The organism is Saccharothrix sp. ST-888 (assembly GCF_000955975.1).
Taxonomy (GTDB): domain Bacteria; phylum Actinomycetota; class Actinomycetes; order Streptomycetales; family Streptomycetaceae; genus Kitasatospora.
In genome coordinates, this window is sequence record NZ_JYJF01000009.1 from 51,105 (window position 1) to 66,931 (window position 15,827).

8 protein-coding genes are annotated in these 15,827 nt (G+C 67.4%); 1 reads left to right on the forward strand and 7 read right to left on the reverse strand.

All coding sequences use genetic code 11. The features are described 5' to 3' along the window. Window positions 1-4 precede the first annotated feature (4 nt). The 7 genes from UK12_RS06125 to UK12_RS06155 all read right to left on the reverse strand — a co-directional run bounded on the left by UK12_RS06125 (window position 5) and on the right by UK12_RS06155 (window position 11,265). A complete protein-coding gene (locus UK12_RS06125) occupies window positions 5-2,299 on the reverse strand; it encodes an ATP-binding protein (RefSeq protein WP_082119350.1) in 2,295 nt (764 codons plus the stop codon). Between the two features lie 716 nt (window positions 2,300-3,015). Beyond that, complete coding sequence (locus tag UK12_RS06130) at window positions 3,016-3,372, reverse strand: hypothetical protein (protein WP_045300412.1); 357 nt, start codon at window positions 3,370-3,372, stop codon at window positions 3,016-3,018. A 61-nt stretch (window positions 3,373-3,433) separates the two neighbouring features. After that, entirely contained in the window at window positions 3,434-4,939 is a 1,506-nt protein-coding gene (locus UK12_RS06135) for a restriction endonuclease (RefSeq protein ID WP_156178563.1), read from the reverse strand. Between the two features lie 349 nt (window positions 4,940-5,288). After that, complete coding sequence (locus tag UK12_RS36340) at window positions 5,289-7,169, reverse strand: UvrD-helicase domain-containing protein (RefSeq protein ID WP_052681627.1); 1,881 nt, start codon at window positions 7,167-7,169, stop codon at window positions 5,289-5,291. Next, window positions 7,166-9,067, reverse strand: a complete 1,902-nt coding sequence (locus UK12_RS06145) for an ATP-dependent nuclease (protein WP_156178564.1) — start codon at window positions 9,065-9,067, stop codon at window positions 7,166-7,168. The genes UK12_RS36340 and UK12_RS06145 overlap by 4 nt, the downstream gene beginning before the upstream one ends. Before the next feature lie 304 nt (window positions 9,068-9,371). After that, window positions 9,372-10,523: a helix-turn-helix domain-containing protein gene (locus tag UK12_RS06150; RefSeq protein ID WP_045300416.1), complete on the reverse strand. Its 1,152-nt coding sequence runs from the start codon at window positions 10,521-10,523 to the stop codon at window positions 9,372-9,374. 43 nt (window positions 10,524-10,566) lie between these two features. Beyond that, on the reverse strand, window positions 10,567-11,265 hold the full coding sequence (locus UK12_RS06155) for a hypothetical protein (protein WP_156178565.1): 699 nt from the start codon (window positions 11,263-11,265) through the stop codon (window positions 10,567-10,569). 1,405 nt (window positions 11,266-12,670) lie between these two features. Between UK12_RS06155 and UK12_RS06160 the strand changes: the two genes are divergently transcribed. Continuing rightward, window positions 12,671-15,607, forward strand: coding sequence for a dsDNA nuclease domain-containing protein (locus tag UK12_RS06160; RefSeq protein ID WP_082119351.1), 2,937 nt, complete (start codon window positions 12,671-12,673; stop codon window positions 15,605-15,607). The last annotated feature ends 220 nt before the right edge of the window (window positions 15,608-15,827 follow it).

Sequence of the window (15,827 nt, forward strand, 5' to 3'; positions counted from 1 at the left end):
TCGCTCAGCTGCCGTCGGTGCCGCTCCACGCCTTCAGCAGCTCCTCCGTCGCCGTGATCTCCTCGGTGGCATTCACTTCCCTGAACCGTTCTCGCGCCAGCTCCAAGGTCGACGTGGCTTCAACAAGCCGGCCCTGTTGGTGCTGGAGCTGGGCCAGCTTCAGCTCGACGCGGCCCTGGTGGAGTGTCATGCCGGTGCGGCCGGCGTTGTCGGCGGCGACCCGGTAGGCCGATTCGGCCAGCTCGTACTCCTGCACCGCCTGGTGTGCCGTGGCCAGGTAGAAGTGGCCGGAGGTCAGCAGAACGTCGGCGATGGTCTGCCATGCCTCACCCGCCGGCGGGCGGGCGATCTCCAGGCCCGAATGAAGCTTCTCGATCGCGGCACCGGGCTCGCCGAGGCTCAGCAGCGTGACGGCAACCGACATCAGGACGGTGGTCCGGCCCGTCCAGTCGCCGACCTGGGCGAAGAGCTGCTCCGACTGCTGGGAGTAGGGCAGCGATGCCGCAGGATCGGTGGTCATCATCGCCCGCGCCGCGAAATGCAGGGCCCAGGCCTGCTGACGTGCCGCGCCGGCCTGCTCGGCGATCCGTGCCGCCTCCAGAGCCGAGGCGACGGCCTCCTCTGTCTCGCCACGCTGGGCCTTCGCCCAGGAGAGGTTGTACAGCTGCGTCGCCTGCGCGACCGGGTCGCCGACTCGCTGCGCCGCCGCAGCGGACAGTGTGAACAGCTCGTGCCAGTGGGCCCACAGCATCCAGTGATTGGAGAACCAGTGCACCGCGTCCGCGGTCTCGACGACGATGCGATCCCAGCCCCGCGCGGCGGCGATGCGTACCGCGCCGAACCAGTTGTCCGACTCGGCCCGCAACCAGGCGGAGGCCGCCTCGGAGGTGGACAGGTCGACCGGATGCCGCCAGGCCGGCGGCTCGGCGCCGTGATCCGGGTCGAACCACAGACCGGCGGCCACCGTCACCTGCAGCAGCCACTCGACCGTCGTCCGCATCAGGGTCGTGCGCTCGGCCGGGTCCTCCTCGGCCGCGAGGCGTTCGGCGGCGAACAGCCGGATCAGGTCGTGGAAGCTGTAGCGGCCGTCGTCGGACTGGGACAGCAGTCCCAGCTCGTGCAACTCGTCCAACACCTCCTCGGTGTCCAGCACGTCCGCGGTCCGCGGCGACGGTGACCCGCCGACCACCGCGGCCAACGCCACGTCGAAGTCCGGGCCCGGCACCAACGACAACCGTCGGCACAGGCGCCTGGCCGGCGGGCTCAGCTGGTCGTACGACATCCGGAACGCTGCCGTGATCTGCAGGTCGCCGGCGCGGATCTGCTCCAGACTCCGCCCGGAGTCGGCCAGCCGGTGCGCCAGCTCCCTCGCGGTCCACGCCGGGCGGGTGGCCAGCCGGTTGCCGACGATGCGCAGCGCCAGCGGCAGCCCGCCGCACACCGCGGCCAGTTCGCCAAGCCCCTCGCCGCGCCGGCCTTCGACGTCACCGATGATCGACCCCAGCAACCGCAGTCCCTCCGCGTCCTCCAGCGTCGGCACGGGCATGCGGTGGACGCCCTCCAAACCGGTCAGCAGTCTGCGACTGGTCACCAGCACAAGCCCCGTCCCCGCACCGGGCAGCAACGGACGCACCTGCTCCTCGTCGCGGGCGTTGTCCAGGATCAGGACGGCAGGATGCTGCTCGAACAGCGTACGGAACTGCCCGGACCGGCCGTCGATGTCATCGTGGACGTCCCGGTCTGCGACTCCCAGCGCCTTGAGAAGGCGGAACAGCGCCGCGTGTGCGTCCAACGGCTCGGAATCCAGCCCGCGCAGGTTGACGTGGAACACTTCGAGGCCGCGCGAGTCGGCGATCAGCTGCGCGGCCCGCACCGCGAGCGTGGTCTTGCCGATGCCACCCGGGCCGGACAGCACCGCGACCGGTGCCCCGGAGCCCGCCGCCGACACCGTCGCAAGGCGCGCGAGCTCAGCCTCCCGCCCTGCGAAATCCGCGACAGGTCGAGGAGGAACACACCAGCCGACCGGCGCCGTCACCGGCCGCGGACGTCCGGCCTCCGCAAGCTGCTCCAGGCGGACCCGGTCCGTGTCACCCAGTCCCAGCCCGTCCGCCAACGCAGTCACCGTCCTGCGCTGCGGCCCTAAGCTGCGCCCCCGCTCCAGCCCGCCGATCGCCCTCACGCTGATTCCAGAGGACTCCGCGAGTGCCTCCAGCGTCAGCTGAGACCGCTGCCGCAGTCGCCGAAGCTCCGCAGCGAACGTGTTCCCGGAGTGCTCCTCGCGTCTGCCAGCACTTGCCATCCCGGGCAGCCCCCTCCAGCACAAGATCAGTGGCCCGACTGTAGCCGAGGTCGCTGAACTGCGAAGGTCGAACAGCCTGCCAGGTATCTGCGCTTCGAGGTGGGCCAGCAGGATCCGGCCGTATTCGGCAGGTGGTCGCGGACGGCGTACAGGCGCGGGTGTTCGTCGGCAGGCACGGTGCCGTGGACGTCCTGCCAGGCCCTGGCCTCGTCGGCCCCGAGCGCGCGCAGATCGAACTCAGTGCACTCCCATTTCACATCACGAGTCCCAGAGCCCTCGACGTGAGTTGGCCGCACAGCGTTTCCGCAGGTCACAGACGTGCCGACCTGCGGAAACGACAAGAGATCGAACTGCGTTTCCGCAGGTCAGAGGCACTCCTACAGGTCGAAGTTCTGATCGAACATGCCCCTGACCTGCGGAAACAGAGGGCTCGTGGAAGATCATTTCACAATCAGTGCACATGCGGCGGCCTCAACGGATGAGAGGCGCCGAGATGTGTCGGGTGGTGCTGGCAGGTCGTGCTGGTGGCCCGTTGCACGGCACTACGGAGTGCTACGAGGTTCGAACCCCACTTGATCTTGTCAAGTGCAGACCGTTGCTCCTTCTGGCGATCTTGACGGCGCGTGAGGTTGTGCGGCGACTCTGCGATGTAGGTCTTGTTCTGCCGGGATCATCCTCGCGGGTGTGGGGACTGGAGCCGACGCCGCGAGTTCTCATCACGGACCGCTGGGGGCGGTGTACGTGATCCCGAGGTCTCCGGCGGAGGCCGCGGCCAAGGCCACGACCTTCCAGATGGCGATGGGGATGTTTGCTCGGGGACCGTCGTACGTTCCGTTGAGTAGGTCTACGGTCAGGGCTTTGGGCTTGCCGTCCGTCCCCTTGGCCGAGAACGTGACCTGCTGCGCCGACCACGGAGCCTGCTGCACGCCGGCGAACGCCACCGAAGCATGGTAGGGCTCATAGGCCCTGCCTCCGCAGGTGAGGGCGAGTGTGCCGGGTCGTAGGTCGATTCCGATCTGAACCTGGGTGTCTTCCCGGGTAATGACCGGCTCGCCGGTGGCGCTCAGGTCCATGGATTGATCCTCTCGTTGATGGTCGCGGTCTGACCGGCGCTGCGCAGCTCGTGCAACGCTCTCAGGCGACGTCGCTCGGTTGCCAGCCGGGCGGGAGCTTTGGTAGTCCGATCAGGGCGTCGATGCCGAGGTGTTCGAGGAGCAGGGCTTTCAGGTTCCGGCCGTCGATCAGGTCCAGGCGCTGGCCATTGCGGTGCACGGTCTCCCAACTGGATTTGCCGTACCAGGAGGTGGTGACGAGGACGCCTCGGGCGGCCTGCTTGTCCTGGAGCGTTCCGAGCAGGGCCCGGACGACTTCGGGGCTGACGACGTTCTTGGTCCGCTTTGCCTGGACGGCGATCACGGTGACGCCCACCGGATCGCGTCTGACCGCGACGGCGTCGAGGCCGTCGTCGCGGGAGTTCTGGGTGCGCCAGGTCTCGTAGCCCATGGCGGTGAACAGTTCGCGGACCAGGTGCTCGAACGCGAACGGGTCCATCTGCAGGAGGTCGGGTCGGCTGTCGAGCGGGCCGACGACGGCAGTGTCCGCCGCGATCTTGAACCGGGCCGGGTCGAAGTCGACGATCGGCGGTACGGGTTCCAGGTCGTGCGGGTGTCGGGAGACCACCGCGCCGAGGTTGCGTAGGCAGCGCTGCGGGTCCAACTTCGGCTCGTCCAAGACGAGTTCGGCGAAGTCCGCGCGCTCGACCACCATGCTTACCACGCACGGGCGCACGGCCCGCCCAGTGGCGGGGTCGGTTGTGGAGACGTGCCCGTTGATGACGACCGTGTCCACCAGCCCGATCGGTGTCACAGAGAACGCCTCGTCCAGCGCCCGCAGGGCCAGCCGCGCCAGGAGCCGCCGGTAGGTCTCCTGGAGGTCGGCCTCCTTGACCGGCTGCGGGACGACCTCCCCGCGCTGGGTGACGAGCCGGTACCCGGAAACGGCGGGCACCACGTCCTGCGAGGGGAGCGCCACATCGACGAGCAACTGCCCGGCCTCCGGCACGTACCCGACAGCGGCATCCTCGCGGCACCCGGCGGGCACCGGCGAGCGGCGCAGCAGGTCCTCCACCACCTCCGCCACCCCGGCGGCCCCGTCGTGCGCCAACGCGCGCTCGACCAACGGGTGCCAGTCCTCCAGGCCGTCCGGCCGGTCGCGCAGCACCGCCTCCAGTTCGTCGAGCACGGCCGCGACCTCACGGCTGCGCCGCTCGGCCTCCTCCTTCAACCGCTGCTTCAACGCATCGCGTTCGGCCCGCTGTCGCTCCCGCAGCGCACGCTCCTGTTCCCGCTGCCGCTGCTGCGCCTCGCGTTCGCGCGCGCTCTGCCGCTTGGCGAGGTCGGCCTCGATCCGGGCGGCCTCCTTGGCCTTCGCGGCGTCCTCCTTGGCGAGGAGCTTCTCCCCGGCGGCCAGCAGCCGGGCGTGCTCGGCGGCCGGATCGGGCCGGCGCGGCGTGAGCGGCCGTCTCGCCGGAGCGGGCTTCGACGCGGCCGCCTGCCCGGCCCCAGCCTGTGCGAGCTTGGCCTGCTGCTTGGCCAGGAGCGCTTCCGCGAGCAGCTCCGGCACCGTCTTGCGCCGCGCCAACGCGACCCTCCCCACCCCCGGCCGCCCGACGACGGCACCCACCCGACCTCCGCGAGGCCTACCCACCCGCGCCCGCACCGAACCTGTGGCATTCGGCCAGCGGGCTGGCCGTCCGTACCACGGCGAATGCAAGACCTTGTCGGCGGCGCCGTGTCCGTCAGGCCGTCTACAGTTCCGCCTCGCGCGGATTGGGAACCGGTCGGCGGTCACGATGATTCCGGCGGAGGCCGCCGTTATCAACACCAGCCCTGGAGGGGATGAGAGCTTCGACCTGGCTTCTCATCAGGCACGGTGATACTCCACTCTGCTATTCCTCCTGGACAGGTCTCGCGCTGAACCGTACGTCCGCTCAGAGGCTGACTATGGACCAACCGTCGTGCACCAAGGCGTCGAGGTGGGGGTTTGCGCGGTCTTCGTGGACGGCGAGTGCGAGCAGGTGCTTGGCGCGTGTGGCCGCGACGAAGGTGGTCATCGCGGCGTGCCGACCGGTGGCATTGAGTTTGCCCACGGGAGTCTCTCCGGTGATCACCGGGAGGAGGCTGCCGAGATCGTGGCTCCTCCCGTGCCTGGTGGCGCATTCGAGGACGAGGGTCGCGCAGTGCGTCTCGCCCTTCGCGCTCGCGACGGTGGCTGTGAGTATCGGTGGCAGAGCTTCTTCCGAGGCCTGCGGCAGTGGCGTGTGGGATAGCCAGAAGGCATAAGTGGCTCTGTCCACCGGGACGGGTGCGCCGATGGCCTCCCGTACCAGCCTCCCGAGGCGGTTGACGAAGTCCTCCCAGGCGGCAGGGGTGTCGCAGTCGTTGTGCAGTGCCTTGACCAGGAGCACTCGCAGGTGGTGGCCTGGCATGCCTGGTCTGCGGTCGAGCTGAGGGAACGGCGGCAGACTCTCCGGGAGGACAGGGGCCGTGGTCGGTGCCTGCAACTCCCAGAGCAGAGCGCGGACGGCTCCCCACAGAACAGTGACCGCAGAGCCGACCTGGCCTGTGTGCAGCAGAACCGCCCTGGCGCGCCGGTAGGCCTGCAGTAGCCGACTCACTTCCACCGCCGCCCCGATACCCGGCTGGGGCAGGTAGCAGCCGACTGCGCGGGGGAAGAGCTGTGAGGTTCCAGGGCTCTCGCGAGCGCCGAGGACCTTCGGCGGGTGCGCGGCGACGGCTTCGGGTGGCACTGTTCGTCGGACGAGTTCGTCGAAAGCGGGCAGGACCCGGACGATGCTGTCCTTGGTGAAGGTGATGAGGGCGAGAGCGCTCTCGGGTCCGTGGCCGCGGATCTCCTGCGGGCGGTGAACCGCGAGTCTGCTCGCCACTCTCGCGGGCCCCGCGCCGAAGCGCAGGCTCACCGGGAGCTCCATCGCCTCCTCGTCCAGGAAGCTCCCTGCCGCAGGTCCGACACCATCTGCACTGAGGATGCGCTGGTTGACGTCTCCTACACACTGCACGACGGTGCCGTCCTTGAACACCGCTTCCAACAGGCGGCGCTGTTCCTCACCGGTGTCCTGCATCTCGTCGATCAGGACGAACGGGAACCGGGAGCGCAGGCCGGCGGCCAGGCGGGGGTGCTGGTGCAGGTGCCGGGTGGCGATCGCGTACATGTCGGCGTAGCGGAAGACACCGCGCAGGAAGAGGTGCTCCTTCAGTTTCATCAGCTGCTTGTAGCTGGCGGTGCCGCGCTTGAGGTTGTCGACCCGGACCTGCAGTTCCGGCTCGGCGGGGTCGAAGACGTACGTGGCTTCGGTGACCATCTTCAGCCCGTCGGCCCGTTGCCGCGTGAAGGCCTTCAGGGTCTTGAACGGGCCCAGATCCAGAAGTCTGCGGGCCTGGGCGGCGAAGGCCTGGTCGTCGACGGCTCGGGTGGCGACCTTCAGCGAACGCAGGGCCGGCAGAGCGAGGAAGGTGTGGACGAAGCTCTGGAACGTCCCGACGAAGTGCGGGTAGTGCTCCAACCGCCGTGCCCGTCCGGTCAGTCGGCTCGCGATCTCCTGGGTGGCTGTGTTGGTGTGGGACAGGACGCAGATGCCCTGGCGGTCGGACGACCAGCCGTCTGCCACCAGTGCGAGTTTCAGAGCGACGAGGGTGGTCTTGCCCGAGCCTGGGGCTGCCTGCAGGTGCAGTGGGCCGCGGGCTTCCAAGAACGCGAACTGCTCGGGAGACGTCAAGGCGAGGCCCATGCTCCGGGCCTTGGCTTCGATGCTTTCACGGTCCAGGGCGGTGGGGGACAGGGGCAGCGTCACGACCGGGCACTCCCGCGCAGGTAGCCGATCGCCTCCACCAGGTAGCCCGGCAAGTCCTCGGGAGCGATACCGGATGTCTCCAGCAGGCGGGCAGCGTGCTGGGCCGCGATCGGCTTACTGGTGTTTCCCACGCGCAGCGGACGGTAAATCCTGAGCGCGCACTCCTCCAGCGAGAGGCGATCGTCCTCCCGCCACTTCTTCACCTCCATAGCCGCGATCTCCTCGATTCCCACAAGATCCTCCGCCTTCGGCCACTTGGAGCGCTTGGCCGCGCTGATCGCCTGGTGCATCAGCGTCGCCATCGGCCACGAGGAGCGAGCCAAGTCGTATTCGAGGGTCCACCAGTTCGACACGAAGGTCCGGACGGCCCCGCCATCGCGCTTCTGCTTATTGACGACGCGTTCGCTCCGCTCCTCCGCAGTGAGGCTGCTCCACCGCGTGAGCTCCTTGGTCATTTCCTTGTCGGCTCCATCGGGAGCCAGGTCCATGTCCGTGATGCAGGCCACGCGTACCGGCGGCAGGGTGGAGTCCTTGCGCTGGAAGATCCGGGAATAGCGGAACAGACCGGTACTGCCGACATTCACGATGCTGACTCCGTTCTCGGCGAACGAGTGGCCGGTGACACGGGCGAGTGCGGGGAGGAGCAGGACCTCCGCATCTCCCTCGACCATGGCGACGGCCCGGGCGAAGAAGAGGTTCGCCTTGGTGGCGTCCAGGAACCGGCTGAGGAACGCGTAGTCCGAGGAGTCGAGTTGGGTGCATTCCGGCCGAAGAGGGAACGTCCGGCCCCGCGCCACGAGGGTCAGGTGCTCCACCGGCACACTGGAGGCGACGTGCGGGCTGTGCGTGGTGGCGATGATCTGGACGGGGGACTCGCCCCGGCTGCGGTCCTGGAGCAGCTCGACGACGCGGGTCTGCAGCTGCGGGTGCATGTGGGCCTCGGGCTCCTCGATGAGGAGGATGGGGGAGGTGCTTTCCCGGCCCAGCAGGAGGAGTTCGGCGGCCATGAACAGGGCGTTGTTGTAGCCGAGGCCGTGACGGGTCGACTCGGTGAGGCCGGGGTCGGGTGCGAAGGCCAGCTCGAGGCGCTCAAGAACGCTTTGGAGCGATGCGGTCGTGGCGATGCTGATCGCGCCGGAGAGGGTGTCCTGGCCGATGGCGAACCTGTTCAGGTATCCGCTGTTGAGCTCGTCCCGGGCTTTCTGCACCAGGGCGTTGGCGTTGATGTGGTGGTCGGCGCGCTGCAGGATGCCCACCAAGGTGCCGGCGCTGTCCTCGGCGGAGTCGAAGTCGTCCTCCCGCTGCTCGTGCATGCCGGGGTACTGGGTGAGGATCTGCGACAGCCGGGAGTTGCGGCCGGCCCGCATCTCTCCTTCGGCGTCGCGCAGCGGCCGAAGGTATGTCGCACGCAGACGCTCGCGGGCTTCGCCGTCGAGCGGGGTCTCGCCCGCACGCACCCTGACGGACATGCGGTGGGGCACATCCGGGTCGAACGGCTCTGCCCGCAGGGTCACGGTCAGCCGGGAGGCCTCTCCCGGAAGCGAGGTCAGGAACTCGCTGAAGGAGCCGAGTTCCTGGTCGTCGAGGCCTTCGAACGTACAGCTGATCTGCAGGTAGTCGGCTCTGCCACCGGCACCGTAGTGGAGGTCGTCCGCTGTGATGCGGGTGAAGTCGGCGCTCGACGTCAGGCACAGCCGGATCGCGTCGACCACCGCGCTCTTGCCGCTGTCGTTCTCTCCAACCAGAACGGTGAGGCCCGGCTGAAGAGTGAGGTCCAGAGCCGACCCCAGATCCGAGTCGGTGGCAGGCCCGCCGAAGATACGGAAGTTCTCGGCTTGCACGCGTGCCAGATACATGAACCCCTCTAATGTCCGCTGGCTGCCGCAGGCAGCCGCCACTCCCCGTACCGGCACGCTAGAGCGGCTGCGCTCCGCGGCGCAGCGAAGTAATCATGATGAGATGAAGACAACCAAACCGCTGACCGGCCCTGTGAGCGCAGCGACCGGCCCCTCGTTCGGTGACGGACTATGAGGGCTTCTCCGCCCCGCAAGGACCTGCTCGGTCAGCGGGGTACCGCGGGGCCCTGGCCCAGTGAGCTCCGTCCTCAACCTTTTGGTTGAGGAGCCGCCGTCGTCAGTTGCGTCCGCGCGGCGGCTCGTTGTGTCGAAGCCGACGTCGCGGATGCACTGGACCTCAGGGCGATCAAACCAGGCTTAGACGCGGCCGCTCGCCGACTGGAGCAGCAAATGAATCCCGGCCGCCTTCTTGCGCTGTGACGATGAGGCCGAATACGAGATCGTTCAAGTCGCCGGTGCGCAGATGAAGCTCGCGGGCGACATCCGGGAATTTGACGCCCTCTTGGCGCATCGCGCTGAACACCTTCGCAAGGACCTGGGATGTCTCGTGCCGCAGCCCGCGAGGCTCGGCCTTGCGGTAACCGAGCCGGCCGAGGTCGACGCAGTGGGTGCGGTACTGCCAGTCGGTGGTACGACCAAGTTCGTGAAGGCGGTGGGCGAGGGCCATCGCGGCGACCCGCCAGTGCTGTTTGGCGGTGAGGATCCAATCGGTGGTCGCGTTCTTCGGCGCTCGGGCGAGGATGTCGGGGGCCGGCATAAGCAGGGCCGCGGCGAAGCGGTGCGCTTCCGCCTCCGCGTCCGGGCCGTGCGGGATCTGTTCTTCGCCATGAAGGACCAGGTGACCAAGTTCGTGAGCGGCGTCGAAGCGGCTGCGCTCGGCAGTCTTCGTGGTGTTCAGCAGCACAAAGGGCGTGCCGCGATTCCAGAACGAGAACGCGTCCACGTCCTTGCAGTCGCGGGACAGCGAGAACACGCGGGTTCCGTGCGCTTCGAGAAGATGCAGCATGTTCCCGATCGGGGCGTTCCCGAGGCCCCACCGAGCCCGGACCAGGTTTGCTGCTTCCTCGGCCGGCGGTAGGCCCTCGGAGGCCTGTCCTGGCATCGGGATGTCGGCGACGTCAGTACGGCAGCGGCTGAAGGAGGTCAGCGACGGCAGGTCGTGATCGAGGAGGCGAAACCGTTCGCCGATCCAATTCTGGAGTTCCCACGCCATGCGCCCGTTACTGAGAGCGATGTCTCGCTGAGAGGCAGTCATCTTGCTGGGCGCACGGAAACTCACCGCGTCCGGGGGAAGGTCGGCGACCTCGTCCGCGTGGAAGAACGACTCAGGGAAGTCCAGAGTCTGGGCGAGAGAGGCGAGCGACGCCGCGGAGGGTGTGGCCTTGCCGCTCTCGAAGTCGCCCAGCCGCCGGGTGGTGATCCCGGCGAGCTGGGAGAGGCGGGTGACGGTCAGGCCCCGGCGCTTGCGCGCCAGGACGAGCCGGGATGCGGTAATCATGGGAGGAGCACGTTTCGGGGGAGAGGGCGGACGGGTACTTCGCTCAGCCCAGTCGTTCGACCGGAATGTCGAACCCGCTGTTCGGGTCGATAGCGTCCTCGAACGGGGTGAAGCCGTCGAAGTCGATCTCGGGAAGGATAATCCGCTCGTTCCACACATCGATCTTTCCGTGCTCGCCAGCGCCCTCCGGGAGAGACAGCTCAGCGTGCAGACGGACACCGGACTTCGTGCTCACGTGCTGATATAGCAAGAACCACGTCGGAATCCCGTCGCCGACCTCCACGTCCTCCTCGCCGAAGCCGACACCGGGGATCAGGAGCTGGCGGTTCGTCGCTACCCGTCCCATCACGGCCGTGCCCTTGGAGTAGCGGGTCGTTGGCTTCAGGGCGCCGAAACCTGTCTCGCGGCTCCCGCTGGAGACGGTGATTGCGAACTCTTCGGACGGGGCGACGAGCAGTGGGACGTTGCGCGGACTCGCGGCGGTCCAGCCATGCGGCAGATAGGTCTCGCGGAGGAACCGTACAGTGCGACCCCAGAAGATGTTGCCGGGCAGAGAGATGGGGTCCAGGCCGGTGCAGAAGTTTCGTTCGGCCTCGGCACGCTGCAGCGCGGTGTCGATGTTCTCGACAGCCGATGGCGTGCCCTCGGGCGACAGGCCGAGCTTCTTGAGGCGTTCCTCGACCTCGTGCACGTCTGTCCACACCACGGTCATTTTTGCGCCGCCCCTCTGGATCACCGCCAACTTCCGGATACTCTCCCTCATGTGAGGTAGAAAATCAAGAAGTGGTGCTTGTGGGGGCGGGTGTCGACGAGGTCAGGTGCATCCCGGAAGTGAGGGTCGCCCGCTGATCGAGGCGGTGAGGTGCGTGGAGTATGGCCGAGGCCAGGCGGTGTTGGCGACGCGTCCGACGACAGCGCGAGCGTGTTAGGGACACCACCCCTCGGGGGTCCGACGGTCCTGGACACCCATGGAGAGGTCTCCGAGTCGGTCGCGCAGGACCATGAGGGCCGGGATAACAGTGATGAACTGAGCTGTCTGGTCCTGAAGGTCGCTGTAAGCCGCCGGCTCCCTCCGGGCCTGAGACGTCTGTGAAGCCCTTGATCACGAATTCCTGCCGAACAAGGTCGAACACGCCCGTGCCAAGCTGAAACGCCTCGTCAAGCTAGACGCCCTCTAAGAGTTCTCCATGCCGCTGTCCTGCATCACACGGCCCACCAGGTGGTCCGCCCAGGCGACCACCGTCGCGTTCTCGGCGGCGCTGCTGACCTCCGCGCTGGCCGGAATCCCGATCGGCCGCCTGCTGGACCGGCGGCCCGAGGGCGGTGATGACGGCCAGATCCGCTCTTGGCGAGCATGGGTGACGCTTTGCCCGAGAGAGCGGCAGGGCTGGCAAAGGATCGAACCAGTTGAGTCGGTAGCCCACGAGCGATGACTACTGAAAGTAGCGAGATGGCGTATTGCCCAGTGCTGGCAAGGGCAACGGGGTGATCATCGCGAGTTCGATCTACGCGTGCTCATTTCACACTCATTTCACATCGCGAGCCCCAGAGGTAGTGCAGCCGCCCCCTCTCCAGGCGTTTCCGCAGGTCAGGGCCTTGCCTGACCTGCGGAAACGATGAGAGATCGAACTGCATTTCCGCAGGTCAGATGGGGTCCTACAGGTCGAAGTTCTGATCGAACATGCCCCTGATCTGCGGAAACGGCGGTCGCATAGAAGATCATTTCACAACCAGTGCACACGCGGAGTCCTTGGCGATGAGACACAGCGAGAGGCGCTGAGCAGCGCCGAGTAGGCCGCCAGCGCTGTCCAAGTCGGTCGCTACGCAGTGCCACCGGCGGGAGCGGCGTGAGGACGGCGTCGCCCTCGGATAGTGCTGTGACCGGAAACGTGCACCGGGTTGGTGGGTTGGCTTCGGAGTGCCTGGCACCGGTTGGATGGCTGTAACGTCCACCGAGTGTTTGGGGGTCGGGTGTCGCTGAGCCATCGCAAATGGTCGCAACCTTTGCCACGGGCAGTCACCGAATGGTCTACTTGGCCGATCCTGCAGTGGATCGATCAAAGGGGTGGTGTTGGTGAATCAGCGGCCAACGCAGCCGTCAGACAGCTCTTCGCGGCCCTGCAGGCGGTTGAAGGATCGAGGTCCCTTTGTCGCTGGCGCCAGCTGACGGTGGGCGCCGCAGTCGACGCGGCTTCGCCTACCAGGACGCGGTCACTCTTCTCGACTGCCTCGATATGCACGAGGGTATGTGGACAAGGGTCTCTTGGGAGGATCTAGAGGACATCGTCTGCACTGACGGCGACGTTCCCGTTTATCGCCAGGTGAAGACCATTGAAGAGGCCGGGAAGCGCCACAGCGTCGCTGATGTTTGTCGCCCGGACATCGCCAAGAAGCCTGAAAGCAGTCATCTGGGCAAGTTATTCCTCGGCAAGCCCCTCCCGGATGACACCCGCTTCACCTTCATTGTCAACGAGAGTCCTCAATCAGACCTTCACGCGTTCGTCGTCGAACGGGGACAGGCGCGCGGTGTTATCCCTCCGCTGATCACCACCGACATTGTCAACAGGCTCAAGGGAGTGGCTCTACCGGACGGCCGCGATATCGGCTGGTGTGTGGACCGCCTGGAGGTCCTTGTGGAGGGCCGCACAATCGATCAGGTCGAAGACAGGGCACTACGCCGGCTCGGGCCGATAGTAGGCAAGAGCTTGGGACAGCCGCCTCTCATCACTGAGGTCGAGGAAGTCTTGGTCTGGCTGGGGGTTCGGATCGCGCGGGACGCGTTAGCGCCTCAGCCGCGCGCAGTGGACGCTGCGGAATTCCACCAGATGCTCCAGGAAGCCATCGCCAAGGCCACGGGTCGGCGACCCGATCGCAGTACTGCCCCTTTGACCAGGCTGACGGACAAGCTCGCGCTTACGGGCATCGTTGGCTCCCTCGATCTGCCACGACCGCTGGCTGGCTGGCGGCCCGAGCGGCTCGGCGTGCACGCGGCGATCGCCGATCCGTTGCGAAAGGCTGCGACGGGCTTCGTGCTCCCGGCATACGTCGCCCGCCGCCACGACCACGAGCTGCGGGACCTGCTGACGGATGCGGCGTCCGGAGAGGGGCCCGTGCTGCTCGTTCTGAGCGGGCACAGCTGCACTGGCAAGACCCGCACTGCATACGAGGCGGTCGCAGCCTGCCTCGCCGACTGGGAGTTGGCGTATCCGAAGGATGCCGACAGTCTGTGCCGACTGCTAGCCGCCGACGTCCTTGGCCCGCGCACCGTGCTGTGGCTCAACGAGGCCCAGGAACTGCTCGGCGGCCATGGCGGTGAGGCCGCCGCTGCCGCACTGCGCCGACGGTTGGAACAGCCGGGGCCGTTGGTGGTTATCGCCACCCTTTGGCCAGGCCATCGACACGAACTGACCGATCGTCCGATTGGCGTCCGGGACCGCCACCCTCAGGCCAGAGCACTGCTCGCGGCGGCGCGCGTGATCACCGTTCCTACGGTTTTCGACGGCTCGGTATTGAGGAGGCTGCACGAGACGGACGACGGGTCGCTGGCCGTCGCCGCGCGAACCGCTCCGGACGGATCCATCACCCAGACCCTGGCGGGCGGCCCAGCCCTGGTCCAGTGGTACGAGCAGGCGGACGGAGCTCAGGACTGCTACGGCAAGGCCGTTGTCTCGGCCGCGATGGACGCGCGCCGACTTGGTCACACCTCCCCGATCCCGCTCGCGCTGCTGGAAATGGCCGCGCCTGGCTACCTGACGGACGCCCAGCGCGCCGCCGCGCCAGCAGACTGGTTCGAGACCGCGCTGGCCTTCGCCCGGACCAGGATCAAAGACGTGGTGGCGGCGCTTGGCGATGTCGCCCACGATCACGGGATGGGGGCTCAACGAGGAGTGTGTCGACTCGCGGACTACCTTGACCACTATGCCCGGACGGCTCGTCATGCGTTCTTCCCACCCGCCTCGTTCTGGCACGCCGTTGAGCACCACGCGGCGACCGCTGCTGATCTGTATGAACTGGCCCGCTCCGCAGAGCACAGGGGCCGCTTGCATCTGGCCGCCACATTGCTGCGCCGCGCGGCTGATGGCGGGCACGGTCCAGCCTGGACGGCGATCGTGTCGATGATGGCGTACCGGGATCTGACCGATGAAGCCGAGGTTCTGGCGCGGTCCGTCCTCCAGAAGGGAGACCCGGAGCCGATTCTGAACCTGGCCTGGACGCTCGATGAATTCGGTCACCCTGATGAGACCGAACGGCTGGTCCGCGAGGCGGTGGCAGCTGGGCATGCCTCCGCGCTGATCTCCCTGGCCACGGTGCTGTCTGACGGCCCGGAGGCAGAAGAGGCGTTGACAGTGGCCGTGGCACTTGGAAGTCCTGAAGCTCCCTTTCTCTTGGCTGAGTTGCGTCGGAACGCGGGTGACCTCGTGGAGTACGAACGGCTCCTGTGGTTGGGTGCGTCGGCAGGTGACGGCAATGCCAGAGGCGAACTGGTGTCGCTCAAGTGTCAGGCCGACGAGTGGGAAGAGGCGGAACGCCTGGCCCGATCATTCGCGGAAGGCGGCGACGGGTTCGAACTGGCGATGATGGCGGTGAAACGGATCGATGACCGGCCCGAGGCCGAACGGCTGGCTTGGGCGGTCGTCGAGCTGGCCGACCGGAACGTCCTCGACGCAGGGGCACAGCGTTGGCAGGGCGGGACGTTCGCGGCAGCCATGACACTGGTGGGACACGCGGATGACGAGGCTGGTGCGGAGGCCGTTCTGCATCGCCTGGCAGAGTTTCGGAACCCGCAGACCTGGGCGGTGGCGGCCTGGCAGCTGGAGGGGCACAACCCGGGCTGGGCTGAGGCTCTGCACCGGCGTGCGGCAGAGCGGGGGAACCTCTACGCGCTGGAGCGGCTAGCCATGATGGAACGTCACGGCAACGCAGTCGGTGCCGAGCGCACGCACCGGGCCGCAGTCGATGCCGGCTGTGGCCTTGGCCCGCTCGCTGCTCTCTGGGAGGCTGAGGGCAGAACGGAGGTGGCCAAGCAGGCTCGTTGCTACGGCCTGGAGATTGACGGTTCGATCGCCGAACCCTGGATGTTCTAGCCGCCGTGGCCCGGCACTGGTTCCTGTCACCAAACGGCGCAGGCTGTCCGTGGAAGTGGCCGCCGGAGGGCCTGGTACGAGTTCGATCTCCGCGTGCTCATTGCACACTGATTTCACATCGCGAGTCGGCCACGGGCCCTCAGCGGGTGTTTCCACAGGTCAGAGGCCCTCTGCAGGTCGTAGTTCTGATCGAACATGCCTCTGATCTGTTCGTGCGGTT

Excerpts from the sequence above, each read along its gene's own strand:
- UK12_RS06125 (WP_082119350.1), bottom strand. The coding sequence starts at position 2,299 with ATGGCAAGTGCTGGCAGACGCGAGGAGCACTCCGGGAACACGTTCGCT.
- UK12_RS06130 (WP_045300412.1), bottom strand. The coding sequence starts at position 3,372 with ATGGACCTGAGCGCCACCGGCGAGCCGGTCATTACCCGGGAAGACACC.
- UK12_RS06150 (WP_045300416.1), bottom strand. The coding sequence starts at position 10,523 with ATGATTACCGCATCCCGGCTCGTCCTGGCGCGCAAGCGCCGGGGCCTG.